The organism is Nocardia cyriacigeorgica, from assembly GCF_010858045.1.
Classification (GTDB): Bacteria; Actinomycetota; Actinomycetes; order Mycobacteriales; family Mycobacteriaceae; genus Nocardia; species Nocardia cyriacigeorgica_E.
Genome location: NZ_JAAGVC010000009.1, coordinates 105,319 through 124,773 on the forward strand (window position 1 = coordinate 105,319; position 19,455 = coordinate 124,773).

The following is a 19,455-nucleotide window of genomic DNA, read 5'->3' on the forward strand; positions in this document are numbered from 1 at the left end:
TAATGATCATCGATCCGAGTGGGCGCGGGCCCACCATGCGGCAGCTGCTCATCGCTGGTGTGTGCGGGCTCGTCGTCTTCGCAGTCATTCTCGGTTTCCTGATGGCGCGCTATCAGGGCTACTTCGTGCCCAAGGTGAACGTCACCGCGAACCTCACCACCACCGGTGACGGCCTGCCGCAGGACGCCGACGTGAAGTTCCGTGGTGTGCTGGTCGGCGCCGTCGACAGCGTGTCGGTGGCGGCGAAAGGTGAACTGCAGCAGGTCCATATCGAGCTGAAGCCGGAGTATGTCGACGGCATCCCGGACAACGTCACCGCGCGCGTGGTGCCGAGCAACCTGTTCGCCGTGACCTCGGTCGAGCTGGTCTACAACGGCCAGTCCGACGGGCACCTGGAAGAGGGCTCGATCATCCAGGAGGACACCAGCAAGGGCACCGTCGCCTTGCAGGACACTCTCACCACGGTGCAGAACATCCTCGATCAGATCGACCCGATGCAGTTCGGGCGGGTGCTCGGCACCCTGTCCTACGCTCTCGACGGCAGCGGCCGGGTGCCCGGTTCCACCATCGAGCGCCTCGACCGCTGGCTCACCACGGTCGACCAGTCGATTCCGGATCTCGGTGTGCTGCTCGGCGATTTCTCCGCCTCGGCGCACGCGCTGAACGAATCCGCGCCGGAACTGATGGACGTGCTGGCCAGCTCGGTCACCACCGCGCGCACCATCGCCGACCGCCGCTCGGAGCTGGCCGCCCTGATCAGCGGTGCGAGCGTCACCGCGGACAAGATCAACCACCTGTTCGCGATCAACCCGAACTCCGGTAAAGAGGTCACCGCCGGCCTGAACGCCACCATCGGCGCGCTCGCCTCCGACCCGAGCGCCATCACCAACGCGATCGCCAACCTGAACAGCTCCACCCGCAAGCTGAACACCGTCTTCACCTGGGGGCCACAGCGGCAGATGGTCTGGAACGCGGGCGTCACGTTCACCCCGTGGCAGCCGAACACCGTCAAGGACTGCCCGCGCTACGGCGACCTTGCCGGTCCCAGCTGTGCCACCGCCCCAGCGGTCGCCGATCCCGGTGTGCTGCCGGAATCCATGCGGCCGGGCCGGTTGAAGTCGGCCGAGGGCCTGCCGGTGCTGCCGCCGATGCCGGGTATGCCCGCCATCCCGGGCGTGACCACCCAGGTCACCGCGCCCGCGGCGCCGGCACCCACCGCGGCGTTGCCCAACCCGTTCGCCGGTACCCCGCTCGAGGGCCTGTTCCCGAATCTGGTGCCCGGTGCTCCCGCTCCGGCCGCGCCGCAGCCGGGGACCCCGGCGCCGGCCACCCAGCCTGGCACCGATCGGTCCGAGTCGGGTGCGGCCGCGCCCGCGGCGAACACCGAGCGCCCCGGCGTGAAGCCTGCTGCCCGGCCCATCGCCTACACCGATGATCCGGCGCTGACGGCGCTGCTGGGCCGGCGGGCCTCCACCCTCGAGTACATGATGTTGAGCACGGCTCTGGAAGGCGGCACTGTGCAGGTCACCGCAGAGGGGGCCGGCCGATGAGCATCCGCAAACCGCTGATCGGCTTCAGCCTCTTCGCAGTCGTATCGATCCTGGTCACCGTGGTCATCTGGAACACGCTGGCCCGCACCGTCGACGGCGACACCAAGACCTACTCGGCCACCTTCACCGACGTGCTGGGTCTGCGCGAAGGTGACGATGTCCGCATGGCGGGCGTGCGCGTCGGCAAGGTCGAGAAGATCGAACTCGACGACAACAACGACGCCCACGTGTCGTTCATCGTCCAGGACGAGCAGACCCTCTACGGCAACACCAAGGCGCTGGTGCGCTATCAGAACCTGATCGGCCAGCGCTATATCGCGCTGGCGCCGGGCACCGGCGGGGATGCCACCCCGCTGGAGAACAACGCGACCATCCCGCTCGAGCGCACCGAGCCGTCGTTCGACATCTCGGCGCTGCTCAACGGTTTCCAGCCGCTGTTCCAGGCGCTCGAGCCCGAGCAGGTCAATCGCCTGTCGGAGACGTTCGTGCTGGCATTGCAGGGCGACCGGATCTCGCTGAGCTCGTTCATCACCCAGGCCGCCACGCTGGCCACCGATTTCGAGCGCAGGGACGCGATTCTCAGCGATGTGATCACCAACCTCAGCGGCATCATGTCGGGGTTGGCAAAACGAGGGGACGAATTGGAGACGCTGGTAACCCAGACCAGGGCGCTGATCGGCGGGCTCTATGAACAGGGCCAGTCCTTGCAGCAGTCCACCGTGCAGATCGCCGACGCCACCACCGCACTGGTCGACATGGTCGGCAATATCCAGCCCAAGCTGGACGCAGCGCAGAACTCGACCCGCGATGCGCTGACGCTGCTGCTGGCCAACGGCGCCAAGCTCGACCAGGCCGCGATCGACCTGCCGTCGGTGCTCGCCGACGTGGGCCGGTTCACCTCCGAGGGCACCTACGCCAACGCCTACATCTGCCGCCTCGACGTCTCGCTCTACGGGATCCTGTTCCCGCGCGGGATCTTCTCGCAGATCGGTGGCAACGGACAGTCGGCGGTGTGCCGCCCATGACCAAGATCAAAACCTGGTTCAACGCCAACCGCTACTTCGGTCTCGGCATCATCGGCGCCGCGCTGGTGGCGCTGCTGGTGATCGCCTCCTCCGGCTTCCAGAGCCTCGGCATCGGCGAGCAGTCGATCGAGGCCGAGTTCGTTCAGGCCGCGGGCATCAAGGTCGGCGACAAGGTCGACGTCGCCGGCGTCCCGGTCGGCCGGGTCTCCAGCGCCGAACTCGAGGGCGATCACGTGGTGATCACCCTGCAGGTCAACGACGATGTGAAGCTCGGCCCCGACGCGCACGCCTCGATCAAGATGGCGACGCTGCTGGGCGCCCGCTACATCGACCTCGAGCCCGGTGACGGCTCGGGCCTGCCGGACAAGCGGATCCCCAAGTCCAACACCACGGTTCCCTACAACCTGGCCGATGTCGTGCAGCGCGGTACCCCGAAGTTCGAGGAACTCGACACCGCCAAGCTGGCCGAATCGCTGAACCTGTTCAATCAGCAGCTCGGTGGTTCGCCGGAGCTGATCGCGCAGGCGCTCGACAGCGTCGGTGCGCTGGCCAAGACCATCGACTCGCGCAAGACCCAGGTCGACACCCTGCTCAAGGATCTGGACCGGGTCACGACCATCCTGGCCGACAACCGCAACAGCGTGCTGCTGGTGGTGACCCAGGGTGAGGCGATCGCCAGCCGGGTGATGGAACGGCAGAACCTGCTGCGTCAGCTGCTCGACAATGTCGCCACCCTGACCGCGCAGTTGCAGCAGATCGGCGCGCAGAACGACAACCAGTTCTCCGGCACCCTCGACCAGCTCAACATCATGGCCTCGGGCCTGCAGAAGAACAAGGACAACCTGGACCGGCTGCTGTCGATCATGCCGCCCGCGGTGCGTTACCTGGCCAATGCCTGGGGTAACGGCAACTACGCCGAGGTCGGCATCCCGTGGCTGTTCCCCGACAACTGGTTGTGCTTCGCCCAAGTCGCCGAGGGGTGCGCGTGATGAGACTCAAAACGATCGCCCAATCGCTGTTCGTCGGAGCCACCGCGCTGCTGGTCGGTAGCTGCTCGCTGCTGCCCGGCCCGTTGAACAACGACATCAAGATCACCGCGGACTTCGAGAACATCGCGGGTATGTACGAGGGCAACAGCATCCAGGTGCTCGGCATCGACGTCGGCAAGGTCGACAAGATCGTGCCGCGCGGCACCTTCGTCGAGGTGCACATGACCCTCGACGGCGATGTGAAGTTCCCCAAGGACGCCATGGCCGTGGTGATCTCGCCGTCGATCGTCACCGACCGGCACATCGAGATCACTCCGCCGTTCACCGAAGGCGAGACGCTGTCCGACGGCGATCATCTGCCGTTGGAACGCACCGATGTCCCGGTCGAACTCGACACCATGATCAAGACCATCGATCAGTTCGCCGCGGCGCTCAAGCCGGAAGAGGGTCAGGAAGGGCTCGGCCCGCTGTCGGGCCGGGTGCTCTACCCGATGCTCGACGGCAACGGTGAGAAGATCCGCGACACCCTCAACGCGCTGTCGAGCGCGCTCAAGGTGGGCCTGGACAACAAGGACGCGATCTCGACCATCATCATCAAGCTCAACGAGCTCACCACGATGCTGGCCGAAAACGACCAGTCGGTGCGCGATTTCAGCAACCAGGCCACCCAGATGACCACGCTGCTCGCCGAGCAGGCGCCCGGTCTGCAGGCCACGCTGGATCAGCTCAACAGCTTCCTCACCAACACCAGCTCGATCTTCGCCGATCACCAGGCGCAGATCAGCGACACCCTGACCAGGATGACGGCGGTCACCGATCAGCTGCGCCAGAACGCGCGCGGGCTCACCGAGGTCATCGACGTCGCGCCGATGCTGCTGGAGAGCATCGACAAGTCGATGAACAAGGAACTCGGCTACATCCGGCTGCACGGCATCGTCGGCACCACCCTCGCCGGTGAGCAGATCAGCCTGTTCTGCGAACGGATCCAGATGCGCGCCGACGGTTGCCGCACCGGTCGCATGGAGGACTTCGGTCCCGACTTCGGACTCACCGCCGCACTGCTTGGACTGACGAAATGATGAATCGAATCAGCAGACGAGCCCGCCGCAGCATGGTCGCGGTCGCGGCCGTCGGGGCGATGTCGGTGACCTCCGGCTGCGGTCTGACCGTGGAGAAGCTGCCGCTGCCCAAGCCGGGCGCCACCGGCGACACCTATTCGCTGAAGGCGGTGTTCGACAATGCGCTCAACCTGCCCGATCAGGCGAAGGTGAAGGTCGGCGGCTCCGACGTCGGGGTGGTCACCGATATCACCACCTCGAACTTCCAGGCCATCGTCGACATGGATATCAGTACCGATATCCAGCTGCCGGTCGGCAGCACCGCCGAACTGCGCCAGGCCACCCCGCTGGGCGATGTGTTCGTCGCGCTGTCCATGCCGCCGGCCGAACCCGGCACCCAGATGATGGAGGACGGCGACACCCTGCCGCTCGAGCAGACCTCGGCGGGCGCCACCGTCGAGGAACTGTTGCTGTCGGTTTCGATGATGTTCAACGGCGGCGGCATCGCCCATCTGGCCAGGCTCGGCGCCGAACTCGACTCCATCGTCGGCGGTCGCAGCGATCAGGTGGTGCATCTGGTCAACGAGATGACCGGCGTCGTCACCAGCATGAACGACAATTCCGCCCGGATCGACAGCGTGCTCGCCGAATTCGGCGCGCTGGCCACCACGCTGGAGGCCAGGCGCTCCGATCTGGGCCAGGTCGCCGACACCCTGCCGAACATGATCGGCGCGGTCGCGGAGAACAACAAGGCCATCGGTGATCTGCTCGCCAAGATCGGCACCGCCAGCGTCGCGCTCGGCGATTACGCCAACACCTCCGGCGGTGAACTGGCCGGGCTGCTCGACAGCCTCGATCAGCTGATGGGCGCCCTGGCCGCCACCGGCGACAACTTCGGTGCGGTGCTCGACGCGCTCCGCGAGATCCGCCCTGGCGTCAACGCGACCTTCCGCGGTAACAGCCTCGCCGCGCAGGTCAACGTCACCAACCTCGATATCGCCCTGCTCACCGCCCCCGGGACCAGCAAGTTCTTCGATGTCAACGACCTGAACGACTTCGCGGGAAGCTTGATCCAGGTGCTCCAGGTCGTCTACGGCCGGGTGACGGGAGGCCACCGGTGAAAAGCCACAAGATCCTCTACTCCACCATCGGCCTGGTGCTGGTGCTGATCATCGGTGCGGCATATCTGCTGGTGAACGTCATGCGGATCAATCCGCTGCGCGGTACCTACACCGTCACAGTGACGCTGGACCGCTCCGGCGGTCTGCAACCGGGCAACGACGTCACGCTGCGTGGTTTCCGCGTCGGCAAGGTGGATTCGATCGAGCTCATCAACGGCGGCGCCGCCATCGCGGCCAAGGCCTCGATCGATGACGACTACGACATCTCGGTGGACACCGTGGTCGCGGTGCAGGCCCTGTCGGCCGCGGGTGAGCAGTACATCGACTTCCGGCCCGATACCGATCAGGGCCCGTTCCTGACCGATGGCTCGGTAATCGAATACAACCCGGAGACCGTGCGCACGCCCACCCCGGTGTGGGCGGTGCTCGACGACACCAGCGCGTTGATCGCCCAGATCGATCCGAAGCATTTCGATGTCATCCTCAACGAGCTCGATATCGCGCTCAGCGGTGGCCCGGATCAGCTGCGTTCGCTCATCGACGGCGTCAGCCTGGTGGCCGCCGGCCTGGATTCGCTGCTGCCGCAGACCGCGAATCTGATCACCAACCTGCGCACCATCGCGTCGACGACGTCCATGGCCCAGCCCGACCTCGGGACGCTGACCCGCAACTCGGGCGTGCTGTTCGAGCAGTTCAACAACGCCAACGCCGAATTGCAGTCGGTGCTGTCGCAGGCCCCGGGCCAGTTCGCCAGCCTCGGCGCGGTGCTCGACACCACCACCGATCCGATCACCGGCCTGGTCAACAACTTCGTCGCCATCACCAAGGCGGCGCAGCTGCGCACCCCGGCCATGCGGGCGCTGTTCCCCGCGCTCGAACTCGGTGGTGCGGCGCTGGGCGTACCCGCCCACGACAACGAATTCCACACCATCCTCGACATCTGGTTGCGGCCTTTCTGTCAGTACCAGTCCACCCCGGCCAGCCCGCAGGTCGTCTCCGACGGGACCATGCCGAAGTGGAACTACTGCGAGAATCCGCCGCCGGGACAGCAGATTCGAGGTGCGGTGAACGCGCCGCGGCCGAACATCCCGAACAACGGCTCGCACATGCCGCCGGGTGTGGATCCGAACGAACGGACCATGCCGCCGGTGCGGTAACCCCGACCGGCTGAACGCGTCGCGCGTGCGCCGGGGCATACTCGCAGATGAATGCCTGCGGCCCGGCGCGCGCGTGGCCGGACGAAATACACGGCACACCCCGATGTGTGCCGGGAAGGTGTGAACAGTACTCATGTCCACAGATGACGCCGCTTCCGACGCCGAGGCGACCACACCGGCCCCGGACGGCGACGCCGAGTCCACGGACGCTGCCGACCGCGACACCGGTAAGGTCGGCGCCGGTGCGGCCGAGCCGGACGAGGCCGCTGCCGGCAAGGCGAGCACGGCGGACGCGGACAAGACCGTGAAGGCCGAGAGCGCGGCCGCCGGATCGACCGACGCCGCCGAGGTGGACAAGGCCGGTTCCGATGCGGCCGATGCCGCCGCGGATCCCGACGAGACCGTCAAGGCCACGGCCGCCGCTGACGCGGACAAGACCGTCAAGGTCGACAAGGCCGTTGAAGCCGGCAGGCCCGGTAAGGCCACCAAGTCCGACGACGACAAGACCGTCAAGGTGCGCACACCGGCCGCCGCCGAAGCCGCGCGGGCCGAGCGCCGCAATCCCTTGTTCATCGCAGCCGCCGCAGCCGTGGTCCTCGCGATCGCCGCCGCGATCGCGGGCGTGGTGTTCTTCCTCCAGTCCGGCAACCGCCAGGACGAGCTGGACACCCGCGCCGCCGCCACCAAGGCGGCCTGCGATTTCGGCAACCAGTTCGCCACCTACAGCGGCGACAAGGTCGACGATTACCTGGGCCGGCTCGAGGACACCGCGACCGGTGAGTGGAAGAAGATGGTCGCCCAGCTCGGCCCCGACCTGAAGGCGCGGTTCGAGGGCAGGCAGGTCGACTCCCGGGCCGACGAGGTCATGTGCGGTTATGCCTCCGGCGACGCGGAGAGCGCCACCCTTGTCCTGGTCATCGACCAGACCTTCTCCACCGCGGATGTCCCGAACTCCACCCCTGGCAAGGTCCGGGTCGCGGCGAATGTGGAGATGAAGAAGGAGAACGGGCGCTGGCTCGTGGCTCAGTTCGACTTCCCGGCAATGCAGTAGGGCAGCGGCGTGACGAAAGAGAGTGGGACCGGATCTATGGTCGAAAACGCCGACAACAGCGGCGATGAGCGCGGTGTGCTGCCCGTCGTCCTCGCCTTCGTGGCGGGGGTGGTGCTGGTGGCGCTGGTCGTCACCGCCGTCGTGTTCTTCCGGCAGGCGCAGCAGCGTAGCGACGAACTCGCCGCGCAGGACGAATCCAGCCAGGCCGCCTGCGATTTCGCCCGCGCGACCAACACCTACGACTACGCGGGCAATCTCGACAACTTCATCGCCGAGCTGAAGGGCCGGGCGACCGACAATGTGGTCTCGGATCTGGAGCAGAACTGGGAGGTGCTGCGCCAGCTTCTGGTCGAGTCCAAGGTCAAGGCCTGGGTCGACAAGGCGACCTGCGGGTTCCGTTCCGGCGACACCGAGAACACCCAGGTGCTGGTGAACATCAGCCTGATGAAGACCAACTCGGCCACCCCCGAGCCCAAGCGCCAGGACATCGCCGTGGTCGCGGGCATGGAGAAGTCCGGTGACAAGTGGCTGGTCAACAAGTGGGAGCTGGCCATGCTGCCCGGCATCGACCCGAACGCCGCCCAGCAGCCCCCGGCCCCGCCCGCGGATCAGCCCGCTCCCGAGCCGGGCAACTGAGCCACCGATAGCGACCCCCGGCGGTGGGTCGAGCCACCACCGCCGGAGGTCTATTCAGGTGGTCGGTGCGGCGCCGATCAGAACAGCGTCAGCGCTCCTGCGGCCGGCTGCTTCGCGACTTTGCGCGGGGCAGCCGGCTTTTCTTCTGGCACAGCCGGTTCCGCGCGGACGGCGGGGGCCGGGATGGTGGTGGCGAGTGCGGGGATCTCGACCGTCACCGGATCGGCGGCGGCGGTGGGATCGGCGGCGACCCGGCGGGCGGCTTGGCCGGCCAGTGTGTCGGCCTGCTCGTTGAAGTAGTTGCCGACATGTCCGCGCACCCAGCGGAAACGGACCGGCCCGGGGCGGGATGCGATGGCGCGATCGATCTGCTGGATGAGCTCGGCGTTCTTGACCGCCGCGCCCGCGGAGGTGCGCCAGCCGTTGCGCCGCCAGCCCGCTATCCACTCCGAGGCGCATTTGATGGCGTAGAGCGAATCGCTTTCGATCAGCAGCGGTTCATCACCGGGGTGGGCGAGGATGGCCTCGAGCAACGCGCGTAGTTCCGCGATCTGATTCGTGCCCGACACGGCGCCCCCACTATCGGAGGGGCCCTGATGGTTGACCCATGCCCAGCCGATGGCGCCGCCGGGATTGCGCAGGCAGGATCCGTCGGTGCTCACGATGATCATGCCTCGCACCCTACGCAATCCGGCCGACAAGATCGGTACCGTGGAATTGCTCTATCTCCCTTCGTAACCGGGACTCTGTGCGGCGCAGGGCCGAGCGGACACCCGATTCGATAGGACGAGCGAGCATGCGGCCTGCCAGGCCACGTGGCGGATCGTAGTCGACCTCGGAGGTGAGCACCGACCGCCCGTAGCCCAGCGGATCGAATCGCAGTGTCAGAGTGCCGGATAGGCGTCCACGCAGCGTATACCCGATCACGACGTTGCGCCGGTACTCGGTGATCTCGCAGGTGAGCGTGGTGCGGAGCAGGATCGGCCCGGCGTCGGTGCGGAAGCGCGCGCCGAGCCCGCGGTCGGTATCGCCGCTCGGTTCGAATCCGGCGACGCCGAACATCCAGTCCGGTACGAACAGATGGTTGTCCGTGTAGGCGAAAGCCACCTCGACCGGTGCGCCGACGTCGCTGGCATATCTGATGCGGCCCATGGGCCCTCCCTCCACGGCTGCGACAAAAGTACTACAGCCTTCCTCTTTATTCGAGGGTTGCGCCGAGATTTGGGGAGGTGGATTTCCAGATGGCTACCGGTCGGTTGCTCGGTCGGCGGGCAGCCCGAGCCGGTCGACGAGGTGATCGGCGATCGGTAGCGCCGAGGTGGCCGCCGGTGACGGTGCGTTGAGCACATGCACCATCCGGTCGGTGCGTTCGACCAGGAAGTCGTGGATCAGCGTGCCATCCCTTGCCACGGCCTGGGCACGAATCCCCGCTTCCCGCGGTCGCAGGTCGGCCATGGTCAGTTCGGGACAGTAGCGTCGGCATTCGGCCAGGTAGCCGCGTTTGAACAGGGAATTGCGCAGCTCGCGCAGCCCGGTGCGGACATTGGCCGCGGCCACCCGGTGCACACCCGGATAGCCAAGCACCTCCTTGGCATCACGCAGGTCGATACTGCCCTTGCGGTAGCCCTCCCTGGACAGGCCGAGTACGGCGTTCGGCCCGACCGTGAGCTCGCCGTCGATGGTCGGGCTCAGGTGCACACCGAGGAACGGCAGGTCGGGATCCGGGATCGGATAGATCAGGGTGTCGACCAACCCCGCGCGCGAGGCAGGTAGCTGGTAGTACTCACCGCGGAACGGGACGATCCGGGTGTCGATGCGCAGCCCCGCCATCCGGGCCACCCGATCGGCCTGCAACCCGGCACATGCCACCAGGTTCGCCGCGGTCCAGCTACCCGTTGGACCGGAGATGGTGACGCCCGTGGCGGTCTCGGTGACCGCATCGACCCGCGCCCCGAGCACGATCCGCCCGTCCGCGGCGCGCACCTGCTCGGCCAGCGCGTCGGTGATCGCGCGGTAGTCGACGATGCCGGTATCCGGGACGAACAGCGCGCCCACCCCGGTCACATGGGGTTCCCGCTTGCGCAGCTCGGCGGCGTCGAGCAACTCGACGTCCACCCCGTTCACTCGCGACCGCTCGTAGAGCGCGAGCATCCGCTCCCGTTCCGCGCCGTCGGTCGCCACCAGCAGCTTCCCGCATTCGGCGAACGCGATCCCGTGTGCGGCCGCGAATTCCTTGGTCGCCCGCGCGCCCTGCCTGCACAGTGTGGCCTTCAAGCTGCCGGGCGCGTAGTAGATGCCGGAGTGGATGACGCCGCTGTTGTGCCCGGTCTGATGGGTACCGAGCGCATCGCCCTTCTCCAGCAACACCAGGCTCGCTCCCGGCGCCCGACGCAGGATCCGGTACGCGGTCGCCACGCCGACGATGCCGCCCCCGATCACGCAGAAGTCGTACATGGGCTTCAGATCCGGGTGGCGATTGTCGACATGGGAAGCACGATAGGCGCGGCGCCGAGCACCGCCCGTCGCCGGCCTGCGCTCGCCGGGGAACGGGTGCCGATCAGGCGGTGACGACGTCGCTTCCGGCTGCCGGAACGGCCGGCGCCGGGCGCGTCTCGTCCGGCGCGTCCTCGACCACCGCGCCGCTGTCGGCCCGATCGGCTTGCCCCGGCGCCGGATTCCGGTCCAGCTCGAGGGCATGCTCACCGAGCGTCGGATCGGAGAACACCAAGGTCACCTCGCCGCGCCGGGTGTCGACATCGGTGCGCATCTGGGTGACCCCGGACGGGTCGGTGGATACGCCGAGGCGTTCCCGGACCGGCTCGGACATCAGGATTCCGCTCAGCACCGTCAGCGCGTTGGTGTCGAGGGTGATCGAGACGGTGTTGGTCTGCGCCGGGGCGACTCGGGCGCCGACGTAGGTGGTGCCGAGGCCGACCCGGCCGCCGACGCCGTCGCGCTCGGCGGGAGCGGCCTGCGTTTCGGCGGGCAGCGCGGTGGGTTCGGGCGCGGTGAGGGCACCCGGCGCGACCGCGGGCCGGTCACGGTAGACGGCAGCCTGGCCGGAACCGTCGGTGAGCAGGATGGATCCGGTGCGATGGGCCGGTCCGGGCCGCGGTGCGCCCTCGCGGATGAGCGGCGCCGACGGCGCGGCGAGCTGTCCGGGACGTTCGAGACCGGGCATGTTGGTGGCGATATAGGCGCCGGACACCACGGTGAGACTGAGGCTGGCCGCGCCTGCCAGCACGATGGCGGTATGGCGAGCGATCTGAGCAGACTCGAATGCTGACACGATGCTTTCCTTTCCCTCCGCCCTGGTTTCCCTGGGGTCGACGGCCCGCATCGTTGAAAGCCGTACGCTCGTCCAGGTTACGGCGTGGACGGTGGGGGTGCCGCATCGCTGAGAGCAGCATCACAGCGTCGGCGGCGCACGGACCGCTGGCTCGGCGTTCCCGTGACACGGGGGTGAACCATCCGGGTCGACGAGGTTTCGCGCCGTGAAAATGGGGGTATTCCGAGGTCGCTGGCGAGCGTCATTCTCGACTGCCACATCGAGACACCCGGCCAACGACGTCCGATCGTCGTCGCGACGCACCCAAGACTGGCGCTCGCCCGCTTCACGTATCGGCGTGGGCGATCCAGCTCAGGCGAATTGGCCCGGCGCGCGTCCCGCACCACTCGGCCCGGCGAAGGCCTGCGCGATCGTCAGCCATTCGGCCGCGTCCGCCCCCACTGCTGTGAGAGCGAGATCGTCACGATGTCTGCGCTGGGTGACCAGCAGGCAGAAGTCCAGTGCCGAACCGGTGACGCGCTGTTCCGCATCCTCGGGACCCCAGGTCCACACGCTGCCGTCGGGCGCGGTGAGTTCGATCCGGAATTCCGCGGCCGGCGCTTGCTTACCGCGCACCATGTAGGCGAAGTTCCTGGTCCGCGCGCCGATATGGGCCACGGTCCGCAGTCGGGCGGTCGGTGTCCTGGTGACGCCGAGCGCGTCGGCCACGTCCTGGCCGTGCGCCCAGGTCTCCATCGTCCGCGCGGTGACCATCGAGGCCGCGCTCATCGGCGGCCCGAACCACGGCACCTTCGCGCCGTCGGGAACGTTGCGCAGCGCGTCGGCCAATTCGGCCCGGCTGCGCCGCCACCGTTGCAGCAGTTCGGCGGGCTCCGCGGCGGCTGCTTCTTCGGCGGCCTCGTCGACGAAGGTCAGCACGCGCGGCCCGGCCTCGGCGACCAGTTTCGCGAACCGGTCCGCATCGCGGGCCGAGATCGTGGCGATCTCGTCGGTCCAGGCCAGATGCCCGATCTGATGCGCGATGGTCCACCCCTCGGCGGGCGTGGGGGTGGCCCACTCGGCGGGGGCGAGTGGGGCGACGAGTCGTTCCAGATCGGCGCTCTCCTCGGCCAGATCGCCGAGTAACGCTTCCAGGTCAGCCATGAGTCCTCGCCCCGCGTTGTCGTTACCGGATGTCACTCGTGGTGACGTCGGGGTTCAGCATCTCAGCTCCCGATTAAAGAAGCAAGCATGCGTGCTTGTATTTGATTTCACCCAGCAGGTATGCAGGCCATCGGGGCGGAATCCTCGCCCGCTGCCCCCGGAAATGCGCAGGTGCAAGCGGTTTGCCGAGCCGTTCGGTAGCGCTTTTCAGTCATCTCGTCAGTCACCTCTTGCATAGCCGAAGCGGCCGGGATGTCATGTAAGTAAGTGGTTACTTACGGGAGTGCGGATGGCATCGACACGCGAGCGGATCGTTTCGGAAGCCCTGCGACTGTTCGGCGCACAGGGTTTCGCCCGCACCTCCGTCGCCCAGATCGAAGCGGCCGCCGGGCTCTCGCGTGGTTCCGGTGCGCTGTACCGACACTTCGCCTCCAAGGACGAGCTGCTGGTCGAGGCGGTGCGCTCGCGGCTGGTCGACCGCGGCGAATGGCAGCATTTCCTCGACCCGGACTTCTCCATCGCCCAGTTCCTTGCGGCGGTCGCGCCGAGCGCGTCGACGGCGGATCGGCTGTGGATGCTGTGCCGGATCGGGCTCATGCGCCTGGAACACGACCGTGACGTCACCCGAATCCTGCTGCGCGACAACTCCATCGCCCCCGAAGTACTCGAGGTGTTCCGGCGCGAGGAGTTCGTCGTGGTCACCTCGGTGGTCGCGCGCGGACTGACCGAACTCGCCGGCCCGAAGCACGCCGACGTCGACTGGGAGGCCACTGCGGCCGTGATCGTCGGCGCCATCGCGCACTACTGGCTGATGTGCGACATCTTCGGCGGTGACCACCCCTCCGGAATGGACAGCGAACGCTATCTGCGGGCCACCGCGGACCTGATGGCCGCACAGATCGATGCGGCCGCCCCACTGCCCCTCGGCGAACTGGAGACGTTGCGATGACGCAGTACATCACGGTGATCGGCGGCGGCCTGGCCGGTCTCACCGCCGCCATAGCGTGCGCGGAAACCGGTGCACCGGTACGGCTGTTCGAGGCGCACTCGACGCTCGGCGGGCGCGGTCGCGCCACCTCGGGGCCGCACATCGCCCACGATGGCGCGCACGTCTTCTATGCCGACGGCCCGCACTACACCTGGCTGAAGGCACGCGGATTCACCGCAGGCCTCGGCTGGCCCGCACCACAACAGATGGCGCGCCTCGGTTTCCGCACCGACGGCCGGGTACACCGGATACCGCCCGCCCGGATGCTGCGCGCGCAGGCCCGTTTCGATCTGAAACCGCCGGTGGACCAGGATTTCCGCAGCTGGGCCTCGGCGCGCTGGGGCGCGGCGACCGCCGAGCACATCGCCAACGCGATCAGTGTGGCCACCTATGACGCCGACACCGGGCGATTGTCGGCGGCCTTCGTCTGGGGCCTGTTCCAGCGGGTGCTCGGGCCACGGGTGCCCGCGGTGCGGTGGGTGCGCGGCGGCTGGCAGCGGGTGATGGACCGGATGGCCGCCCACGCCGCCGGACTCGGCGTGGAGATCACCACCGGTGCGCGCATCGACAGCGTCGACACCTCGGCCGGGCCGGTGATCGTGGCCACCGAACTCGCCTCGGCCCGGCGCCTGCTCGGCGACGACAGCCTGACCTGGACCAGCGGGCACGCCGCCCTGCTCGATATCGCGGTGCAGAGCTCGCCGCGCGACCGCAGCGTCGTCTTCGACCTCGACGCGGGCGGGTTCCACGAGAGCTACACCATGCAGGACGACAGCATCGCCCCGGCCGGACAGTCGCTGTTCCAACTGCAGATGCCGGTGCGCGCCGGCGAAACGCCCGGGCAAGCCCAGCAGCGGCTGGCCGAGTTCGCCGATCTCGTCATCCCCGGACGCGCCACCAGGACGACGTTCTCCCGGACCGGCACGGCGAAGGGCCGCACCGGCGCCCTCGACCTGCCCGGCCGGACCTGGCGCGACCGTCCGGCGATCGACCGCGGTGACGATGTCTTCCTGGCCGGCGATATGGTGGCCGCCCCCGGAATGCGCGGTGAGATCTCGATCAACAGTGCCCTGGTCGCGGCCGAACGCGCGGTCGCCGCACTGCCCGCGCGCAGCGTGACACGATCATGAACGGGTAGTCGCGGCCGCCGCGCCCCGAATCGTTGACACCTCCACGGGGCAATGAGAATGTTGGGACCTCGAGTCTCATTCGATGTCTCAGACAACCATTCCGGGCATTCGTACCGGCCGGCCTAGGGAGAGCCCGCGTGACCACACTCGCGTCCGGTGTGTTCATCGATTGGGAGCAGCTCACCGGGCAGTCGAAGTTCGTGGTGGACCTGATCAGCTTCCCGATCTTCGCCGGGATCGCGGGCTGGCTGACCAACTGGACCGGCGTGTTGATGCTGTTCTGGCCGCTGAGCTTCCGCGGTGTGCGGGTGCCCGGCCTGAAAGTGCTCTACCCGTATCTGCCGCGCCGGGTGCAGGTGCTTCCGGTGTTCTCCGAGGACGGTTCCCGTTTCGGTTTCCAGGGTTTCATCCCGGCCCGCGCGGAGAAGATGGCCAGCATCTGCGTGGACAAGGCGCTGATGCGGATCGGCAGTCCACGCGATTTCATCCACGAACTCGACCTGGACGGTATCGCCGACTATGTGGCCGAGATGGCGCACAAGCAGGTCCAGTCGATCGTCGACGACGTCATGTACCGGGAGAATCCCGAGCTGTGGGGTTCGCTGCCGCGGGCGATGAAGCAGCTGGTCTATCAGCGCGTGGACCGGGAGCTGCCCGCGCTGTGCCGCCGGGCGTTCGAATCGCTGGGTGACAACGTCGACCAGCTGATCGACGTCAAGGGCTTCGTGATCCGGTACCTGCAGGACAACCCGATCATCCTCAAGGATCTGACCACCACGATCGCCGCGCCGGAGCTGCGGTTCATGGTGCGGATCGGTCTGCTCGGCGCGCCCTTCGGGCTGCTGCTCGCGCTGTATCTGCACGTGCATCCGAGCATCCCGGTGCTCGGCTGGGTGCCGGCGTGGGTGATCGTGCTGCTGGTGTCGGCCGGTATCGGCGTGCTGGTCAACCTGATCGCGATCAAGATGGTGTTCGAGCCGGGCGATCCGCAGCCGCGCTACAAGTACCTGTGGCGCCAAGCCCTGCTGGCCAAACGCCAGCCGCAGGCCGCGGTCGATCTGGCCCACATCCTGGCCTACCAGGTGCTCACCCTGCCCAATCTGTCCAAGGAACTGCTCGAGGGCCCCAACGGCGATAAGACCCGCCAGTTGCTGGAACGGCTGATCTCCGACGAGATCCACCGCCAGCTCGGCCGCACCACCTCGATGGTCCGCGCCGCCTTCGGCCGCCGCCAATTCGACAACCTCAAGGTCGGAGCCGCCGGCGCCGCCGTCGGCTTGGCGCCGACCCTGGTCGAGGACGCCGAGTTCACCGAGGAACAAGCCAAGAAGATCGACGAATTCGCCGCCCGCAAACTCACCCAACTCACCCCCGGCGAGTTCATGGAGATGTTCTACGCCTCCGTCGAACAAGACGCCTGGCTGCTGTACGTCCACGGCGGCCTGCTCGGCGTCGTCGTCGGCGGGGTACATCTGCTGCTGTTCGGCTGGTAGCCGCCGCGCACGTCCACGCTGGAGCGCCGGTGCATTCGGCGCCGCTTTCGCCCTGAGTGAACCCCGCCACTCCCCTGGAACAAACCCGAATAGCCCGGGGTTGAGTAGGCATCGCTCAACTTTGAAAGGGTCGAAGACGTGACTGCAGCTCAGAACTTGCCGGTGCTGTTCCTGACCGATCCGATCGTGCTGCCGGGCATGGTCGTGCCCATCGAACTCGACGAATCGGCGCAGGCGGCCATTGATGCCGCGCGTGCCGCGAAGACCGACCAGGTCCTGGTCGCGCCCCGCTTGGACGAGGGGTACGCGGCCTACGGCGTGGTCGCCACCATCGAACAGGTCGGCCGGCTGCGCGGTGGCGCGCCCGCGGCGGTGCTGAAGGCGGAGCGGCGCGCCAAGATCGGTCACGGGGTGACCGGGCCGGGTGCGGCGCTGTGGGTGGAGGCCGAACCGGTAGCCGACGTGCCCGCCGACGGGCGGACCAAGGAACTCGCCGCCGAATACAAGAAGCTGGTCGTCTCGGTGCTGCAACGCCGGGAGGCCTGGCAGGTCATCGACGCGGTCAACCAGCTCAGCGATCCCTCCGCGATCGCCGATACCGCGGGCTACGCCACCTACCTGACCAGTGAGCAGAAGCGCGAGCTGCTGGAAACCCCGGAACCGGCCCAGCGGCTGGCGACGCTGATCGAATGGACCAAGGCGCATATCGCCGAGACCGAGGTCTCGGAGAAGATCAGCGAAGAGGTCCGCGAGGGCATGGAGAAGAGCCAGCGCGAATTCCTGCTGCGCCAGCAGCTCAACGCCATTCGCAAGGAACTCGGCGAGGACGAACCCGACGGCGCCGACGACTACCGCACCCGCGTCGAGCAGGCCGATCTGCCCGAAACGGTGCGCGAAGCCGCGCTGCGCGAGGTCGGCAGGCTCGAACGGGCCAGCGATCAGAGCCCCGAATCGGGCTGGATCCGCACCTGGCTCGATACCGTCCTGGAACTGCCGTGGACGGTGAAAACCACCGACAACACCGATGTTTCGGCCGCCCGTGCCGTGCTCGACGCCGATCACCACGGCCTCGACGAGGTGAAGGACCGGATGGTCGAGTACCTGGCGGTGCGGGCGCGGCGGGCCGCCCGCGGGCTGGAGGTCGTCGGCGGACGCGGCTCCGGCGCGGTGCTGGTGCTGGCCGGCCCGCCCGGTGTGGGTAAAACCTCGCTGGGTGAAAGCGTCGCGCGGGCGCTCGGGCGCAAATTCGTGCGAGTGGCGCTCGGCGGTGTGCGTGACGAGGCCGAGATCCGCGGTCACCGGCGTACCTATGTCGGCGCGCTGCCCGGGCGCATCGTGCGGGCCATGAAGGAAGCCGGCTCGATGAACCCGGTCGTGCTGCTGGACGAGATCGATAAGGTCGGCTCCGATTTCCGCGGCGACCCGGCCGCGGCCCTGCTCGAGGTGCTCGACCCGGCGCAGAACCACACCTTCCGCGATCACTACCTCGACCTCGATCTGGACCTGTCCGACGTGCTGTTCATCGCCACGGCCAACGTCATGGAGACCATCCCCGGCCCGCTGCTGGACCGGATGGAACTGATCACCGTCGACGGCTACACCGAGGACGACAAGGTCGCCATCGCCCGCGACTTCCTGGTCCCGCGCCAGCTGGAACGCAATGCGCTGACCGCCGAGGAGGTGACCGTCACCGAGGGTGCGCTGCGTGAGATCGCGGCCAACTACACCCGCGAGGCCGGTGTGCGGCAGATGGAGCGGTTGATCGCCAAGGCGCTGCGCAAGGCGGCCACGACGCTGTCGGAGGGTGCTTCGGTCGCCGATGCCGTGCCGACGATCGGGCTCGGCTACGACGCCGAACTCGGCTACGACGACGTGGTCATCGAAAAGGACCCGGCCGCAGTGCGTTCCGGTGCATCGCTGACCATCGACGTCGGTGATCTGAAGGAATACCTCGGCCGTCCCCGCTTCACCCCGGATTCGGTGGAACGCACCGCCGTCCCGGGCGTGGCCACCGGCTTGGCGGTGACGGGTCTCGGCGGCGATGTGCTCTACATCGAGACCAACGCCGTCGACGGTGAACGTTCGTTGACGCTCACCGGCCAGCTCGGTGACGTCATGAAGGAATCGGCCCAGATCGCGCTGACCTACGTCCGCTCGCACCTGGAAGAGATCGGCATCGAGCCCTCGGTGCTGGATCGCAATATCCACGTGCACTTCCCGGCGGGCGCGGTGCCGAAGGACGGTCCCTCGGCCGGTGTCACCATGGTCACGGCCCTGGTATCGCTGGCTCTCGGCAGGCAGGTGCGTTCGGATGTCGGCATGACCGGCGAGGTCACGCTGAACGGCCGGGTGCTGCCCATCGGCGGTGTCAAGCAGAAGCTGCTCGCCGCGCAACGGGCCGGCCTGAAGACGGTGTTCATCCCGGCCCGCAACGAGCCGGATCTGGACGACGTCCCGGCCGAGGTGCTCGCCGCGCTGGATGTCCGCCCGGTCGCCGACGTGGCCGAGATCCTCGCCTACGCCATCGAGCCGGTCCAGGAACCGGCGCTGGACGGACGGCCGCTGGCGGCCACGGCCTGATCCGCCGCAGCCCTGACGCCGAACGAGCCGTGCCCCCGCAATGGGCACGGCTCGTTCGGCATCTGCGGATACCTCAGGTTGTGCCCCCGCGCCGCGGTTATCGAAGGCGATCCCCCGAAACGACCGGTGAGCAGGGTTGCGACACCGCTCGACAGGGTGTGCGTATCCGGTTGCGAATCAGCGTCGCGCAATGGCGAATTCGCCTGCCCGAGGTGATTTTCGGCGCGACCACCGGGGTGCGAACT

17 protein-coding genes are annotated in these 19,455 nt (G+C 67.8%); 12 read left to right on the forward strand and 5 right to left on the reverse strand.

Features of this window, described 5'->3' with window-relative positions; all coding sequences use genetic code 11:
- Positions 1-2: 2 nt before the first annotated feature.
- The 8 genes from GV790_RS11685 (at position 3) to GV790_RS11720 (ending at position 8,587) form a co-directional block, all read left to right on the forward strand.
- Positions 3-1,550 carry an MlaD family protein gene (locus GV790_RS11685; protein ID WP_163813377.1) on the forward strand — a complete coding sequence of 516 codons (1,548 nt, stop codon included), beginning with the start codon at positions 3-5 and terminating at the stop codon, positions 1,548-1,550.
- Positions 1,547-2,575 (forward strand): MCE family protein, encoded by a 1,029-nt coding sequence (locus tag GV790_RS11690; RefSeq protein WP_163813378.1) that lies wholly within the window; start codon positions 1,547-1,549, stop codon positions 2,573-2,575. Before GV790_RS11685 ends, GV790_RS11690 begins: the two co-directional genes overlap by 4 nt.
- Positions 2,572-3,564, forward strand: coding sequence for an MCE family protein (locus GV790_RS11695; protein WP_163813379.1), 993 nt, complete (start codon positions 2,572-2,574; stop codon positions 3,562-3,564). Before GV790_RS11690 ends, GV790_RS11695 begins: the two co-directional genes overlap by 4 nt.
- Positions 3,564-4,643 carry an MCE family protein gene (locus GV790_RS11700; RefSeq protein ID WP_163813380.1) on the forward strand — a complete coding sequence of 360 codons (1,080 nt, stop codon included), beginning with the start codon at positions 3,564-3,566 and terminating at the stop codon, positions 4,641-4,643. The genes GV790_RS11695 and GV790_RS11700 overlap by 1 nt, the downstream gene beginning before the upstream one ends.
- The gene (locus GV790_RS11705; RefSeq protein ID WP_256673222.1) at positions 4,640-5,743 is read left to right on the forward strand and encodes an MCE family protein; all 1,104 of its coding nucleotides are present in this window, start codon (positions 4,640-4,642) and stop codon (positions 5,741-5,743) included. The genes GV790_RS11700 and GV790_RS11705 overlap by 4 nt, the downstream gene beginning before the upstream one ends.
- Complete coding sequence (locus GV790_RS11710) at positions 5,740-6,900, forward strand: MlaD family protein (protein ID WP_163813381.1); 1,161 nt, start codon at positions 5,740-5,742, stop codon at positions 6,898-6,900. The genes GV790_RS11705 and GV790_RS11710 overlap by 4 nt, the downstream gene beginning before the upstream one ends.
- A 133-nt stretch (positions 6,901-7,033) precedes the next feature.
- Positions 7,034-7,951, forward strand: coding sequence for a hypothetical protein (locus GV790_RS11715; RefSeq protein ID WP_163813382.1), 918 nt, complete (start codon positions 7,034-7,036; stop codon positions 7,949-7,951).
- Positions 7,952-7,987: 36 nt separating this feature from the next.
- Positions 7,988-8,587 (forward strand): hypothetical protein, encoded by a 600-nt coding sequence (locus tag GV790_RS11720; protein ID WP_163813383.1) that lies wholly within the window; start codon positions 7,988-7,990, stop codon positions 8,585-8,587.
- A 77-nt stretch (positions 8,588-8,664) separates the two neighbouring features.
- Here the strand turns inward: GV790_RS11720 and GV790_RS11725 are convergent, their stop codons facing one another.
- From GV790_RS11725 to GV790_RS11745, 5 genes are all read right to left on the reverse strand, one after another.
- Complete coding sequence (locus tag GV790_RS11725; protein WP_163813384.1) at positions 8,665-9,258, reverse strand: ribonuclease H family protein; 594 nt, start codon at positions 9,256-9,258, stop codon at positions 8,665-8,667.
- A 10-nt stretch (positions 9,259-9,268) separates the two neighbouring features.
- Entirely contained in the window at positions 9,269-9,739 is a 471-nt protein-coding gene (locus GV790_RS11730) for an SRPBCC family protein (RefSeq protein ID WP_163813385.1), read from the reverse strand.
- A gap of 93 nt (positions 9,740-9,832) precedes the next feature.
- The gene (gene lhgO / locus GV790_RS11735; protein ID WP_163813386.1) at positions 9,833-11,041 is read right to left on the reverse strand and encodes an L-2-hydroxyglutarate oxidase; all 1,209 of its coding nucleotides are present in this window, start codon (positions 11,039-11,041) and stop codon (positions 9,833-9,835) included.
- A 103-nt stretch (positions 11,042-11,144) separates the two neighbouring features.
- A complete protein-coding gene (locus GV790_RS11740; protein WP_163813387.1) occupies positions 11,145-11,876 on the reverse strand; it encodes a hypothetical protein in 732 nt (243 codons plus the stop codon).
- A 351-nt stretch (positions 11,877-12,227) separates the two neighbouring features.
- Positions 12,228-13,019, reverse strand: coding sequence for a TIGR03084 family metal-binding protein (locus tag GV790_RS11745; protein WP_163813388.1), 792 nt, complete (start codon positions 13,017-13,019; stop codon positions 12,228-12,230).
- Positions 13,020-13,308: 289 nt separating this feature from the next.
- Here GV790_RS11745 and GV790_RS11750 point away from each other — a divergent pair, with 289 nt between their 5' ends.
- The 4 genes from GV790_RS11750 to lon all read left to right on the forward strand — a co-directional run bounded on the left by GV790_RS11750 (position 13,309) and on the right by lon (position 19,210).
- Entirely contained in the window at positions 13,309-13,968 is a 660-nt protein-coding gene (locus GV790_RS11750) for a TetR/AcrR family transcriptional regulator (RefSeq protein ID WP_163813389.1), read from the forward strand.
- Positions 13,965-15,137, forward strand: a complete 1,173-nt coding sequence (locus GV790_RS11755; RefSeq protein WP_163813390.1) for an NAD(P)-binding protein — start codon at positions 13,965-13,967, stop codon at positions 15,135-15,137. Before GV790_RS11750 ends, GV790_RS11755 begins: the two co-directional genes overlap by 4 nt.
- Positions 15,138-15,274: 137 nt before the next feature.
- A complete protein-coding gene (locus GV790_RS11760; protein WP_163813391.1) occupies positions 15,275-16,630 on the forward strand; it encodes a hypothetical protein in 1,356 nt (451 codons plus the stop codon).
- A gap of 198 nt (positions 16,631-16,828) precedes the next feature.
- On the forward strand, positions 16,829-19,210 hold the full coding sequence (lon, locus tag GV790_RS11765; protein WP_218586404.1) for an endopeptidase La: 2,382 nt from the start codon (positions 16,829-16,831) through the stop codon (positions 19,208-19,210).
- Positions 19,211-19,455 lie beyond the last annotated feature (245 nt).

Excerpts from the sequence above, each read along its gene's own strand:
- GV790_RS11750 (WP_163813389.1), top strand. The coding sequence starts at position 13,309 with ATGGCATCGACACGCGAGCGGATCGTTTCGGAAGCCCTGCGACTGTTC.
- GV790_RS11745 (WP_163813388.1), bottom strand. The coding sequence starts at position 13,019 with ATGGCTGACCTGGAAGCGTTACTCGGCGATCTGGCCGAGGAGAGCGCC.
- GV790_RS11685 (WP_163813377.1), top strand. The coding sequence starts at position 3 with ATGATCATCGATCCGAGTGGGCGCGGGCCCACCATGCGGCAGCTGCTC.
- GV790_RS11725 (WP_163813384.1), bottom strand. The coding sequence starts at position 9,258 with ATGATCATCGTGAGCACCGACGGATCCTGCCTGCGCAATCCCGGCGGC.
- GV790_RS11730 (WP_163813385.1), bottom strand. The coding sequence starts at position 9,739 with ATGGGCCGCATCAGATATGCCAGCGACGTCGGCGCACCGGTCGAGGTG.
- GV790_RS11690 (WP_163813378.1), top strand. The coding sequence starts at position 1,547 with ATGAGCATCCGCAAACCGCTGATCGGCTTCAGCCTCTTCGCAGTCGTA.
- GV790_RS11755 (WP_163813390.1), top strand. The coding sequence starts at position 13,965 with ATGACGCAGTACATCACGGTGATCGGCGGCGGCCTGGCCGGTCTCACC.
- GV790_RS11715 (WP_163813382.1), top strand. The coding sequence starts at position 7,034 with ATGTCCACAGATGACGCCGCTTCCGACGCCGAGGCGACCACACCGGCC.
- lon (WP_218586404.1), top strand. The coding sequence starts at position 16,829 with ATGGTCGTGCCCATCGAACTCGACGAATCGGCGCAGGCGGCCATTGAT.
- GV790_RS11700 (WP_163813380.1), top strand. The coding sequence starts at position 3,564 with ATGAGACTCAAAACGATCGCCCAATCGCTGTTCGTCGGAGCCACCGCG.
- GV790_RS11695 (WP_163813379.1), top strand. The coding sequence starts at position 2,572 with ATGACCAAGATCAAAACCTGGTTCAACGCCAACCGCTACTTCGGTCTC.
- GV790_RS11720 (WP_163813383.1), top strand. The coding sequence starts at position 7,988 with ATGGTCGAAAACGCCGACAACAGCGGCGATGAGCGCGGTGTGCTGCCC.
- GV790_RS11705 (WP_256673222.1), top strand. The coding sequence starts at position 4,640 with ATGATGAATCGAATCAGCAGACGAGCCCGCCGCAGCATGGTCGCGGTC.
- lhgO (WP_163813386.1), bottom strand. The coding sequence starts at position 11,041 with ATGTACGACTTCTGCGTGATCGGGGGCGGCATCGTCGGCGTGGCGACC.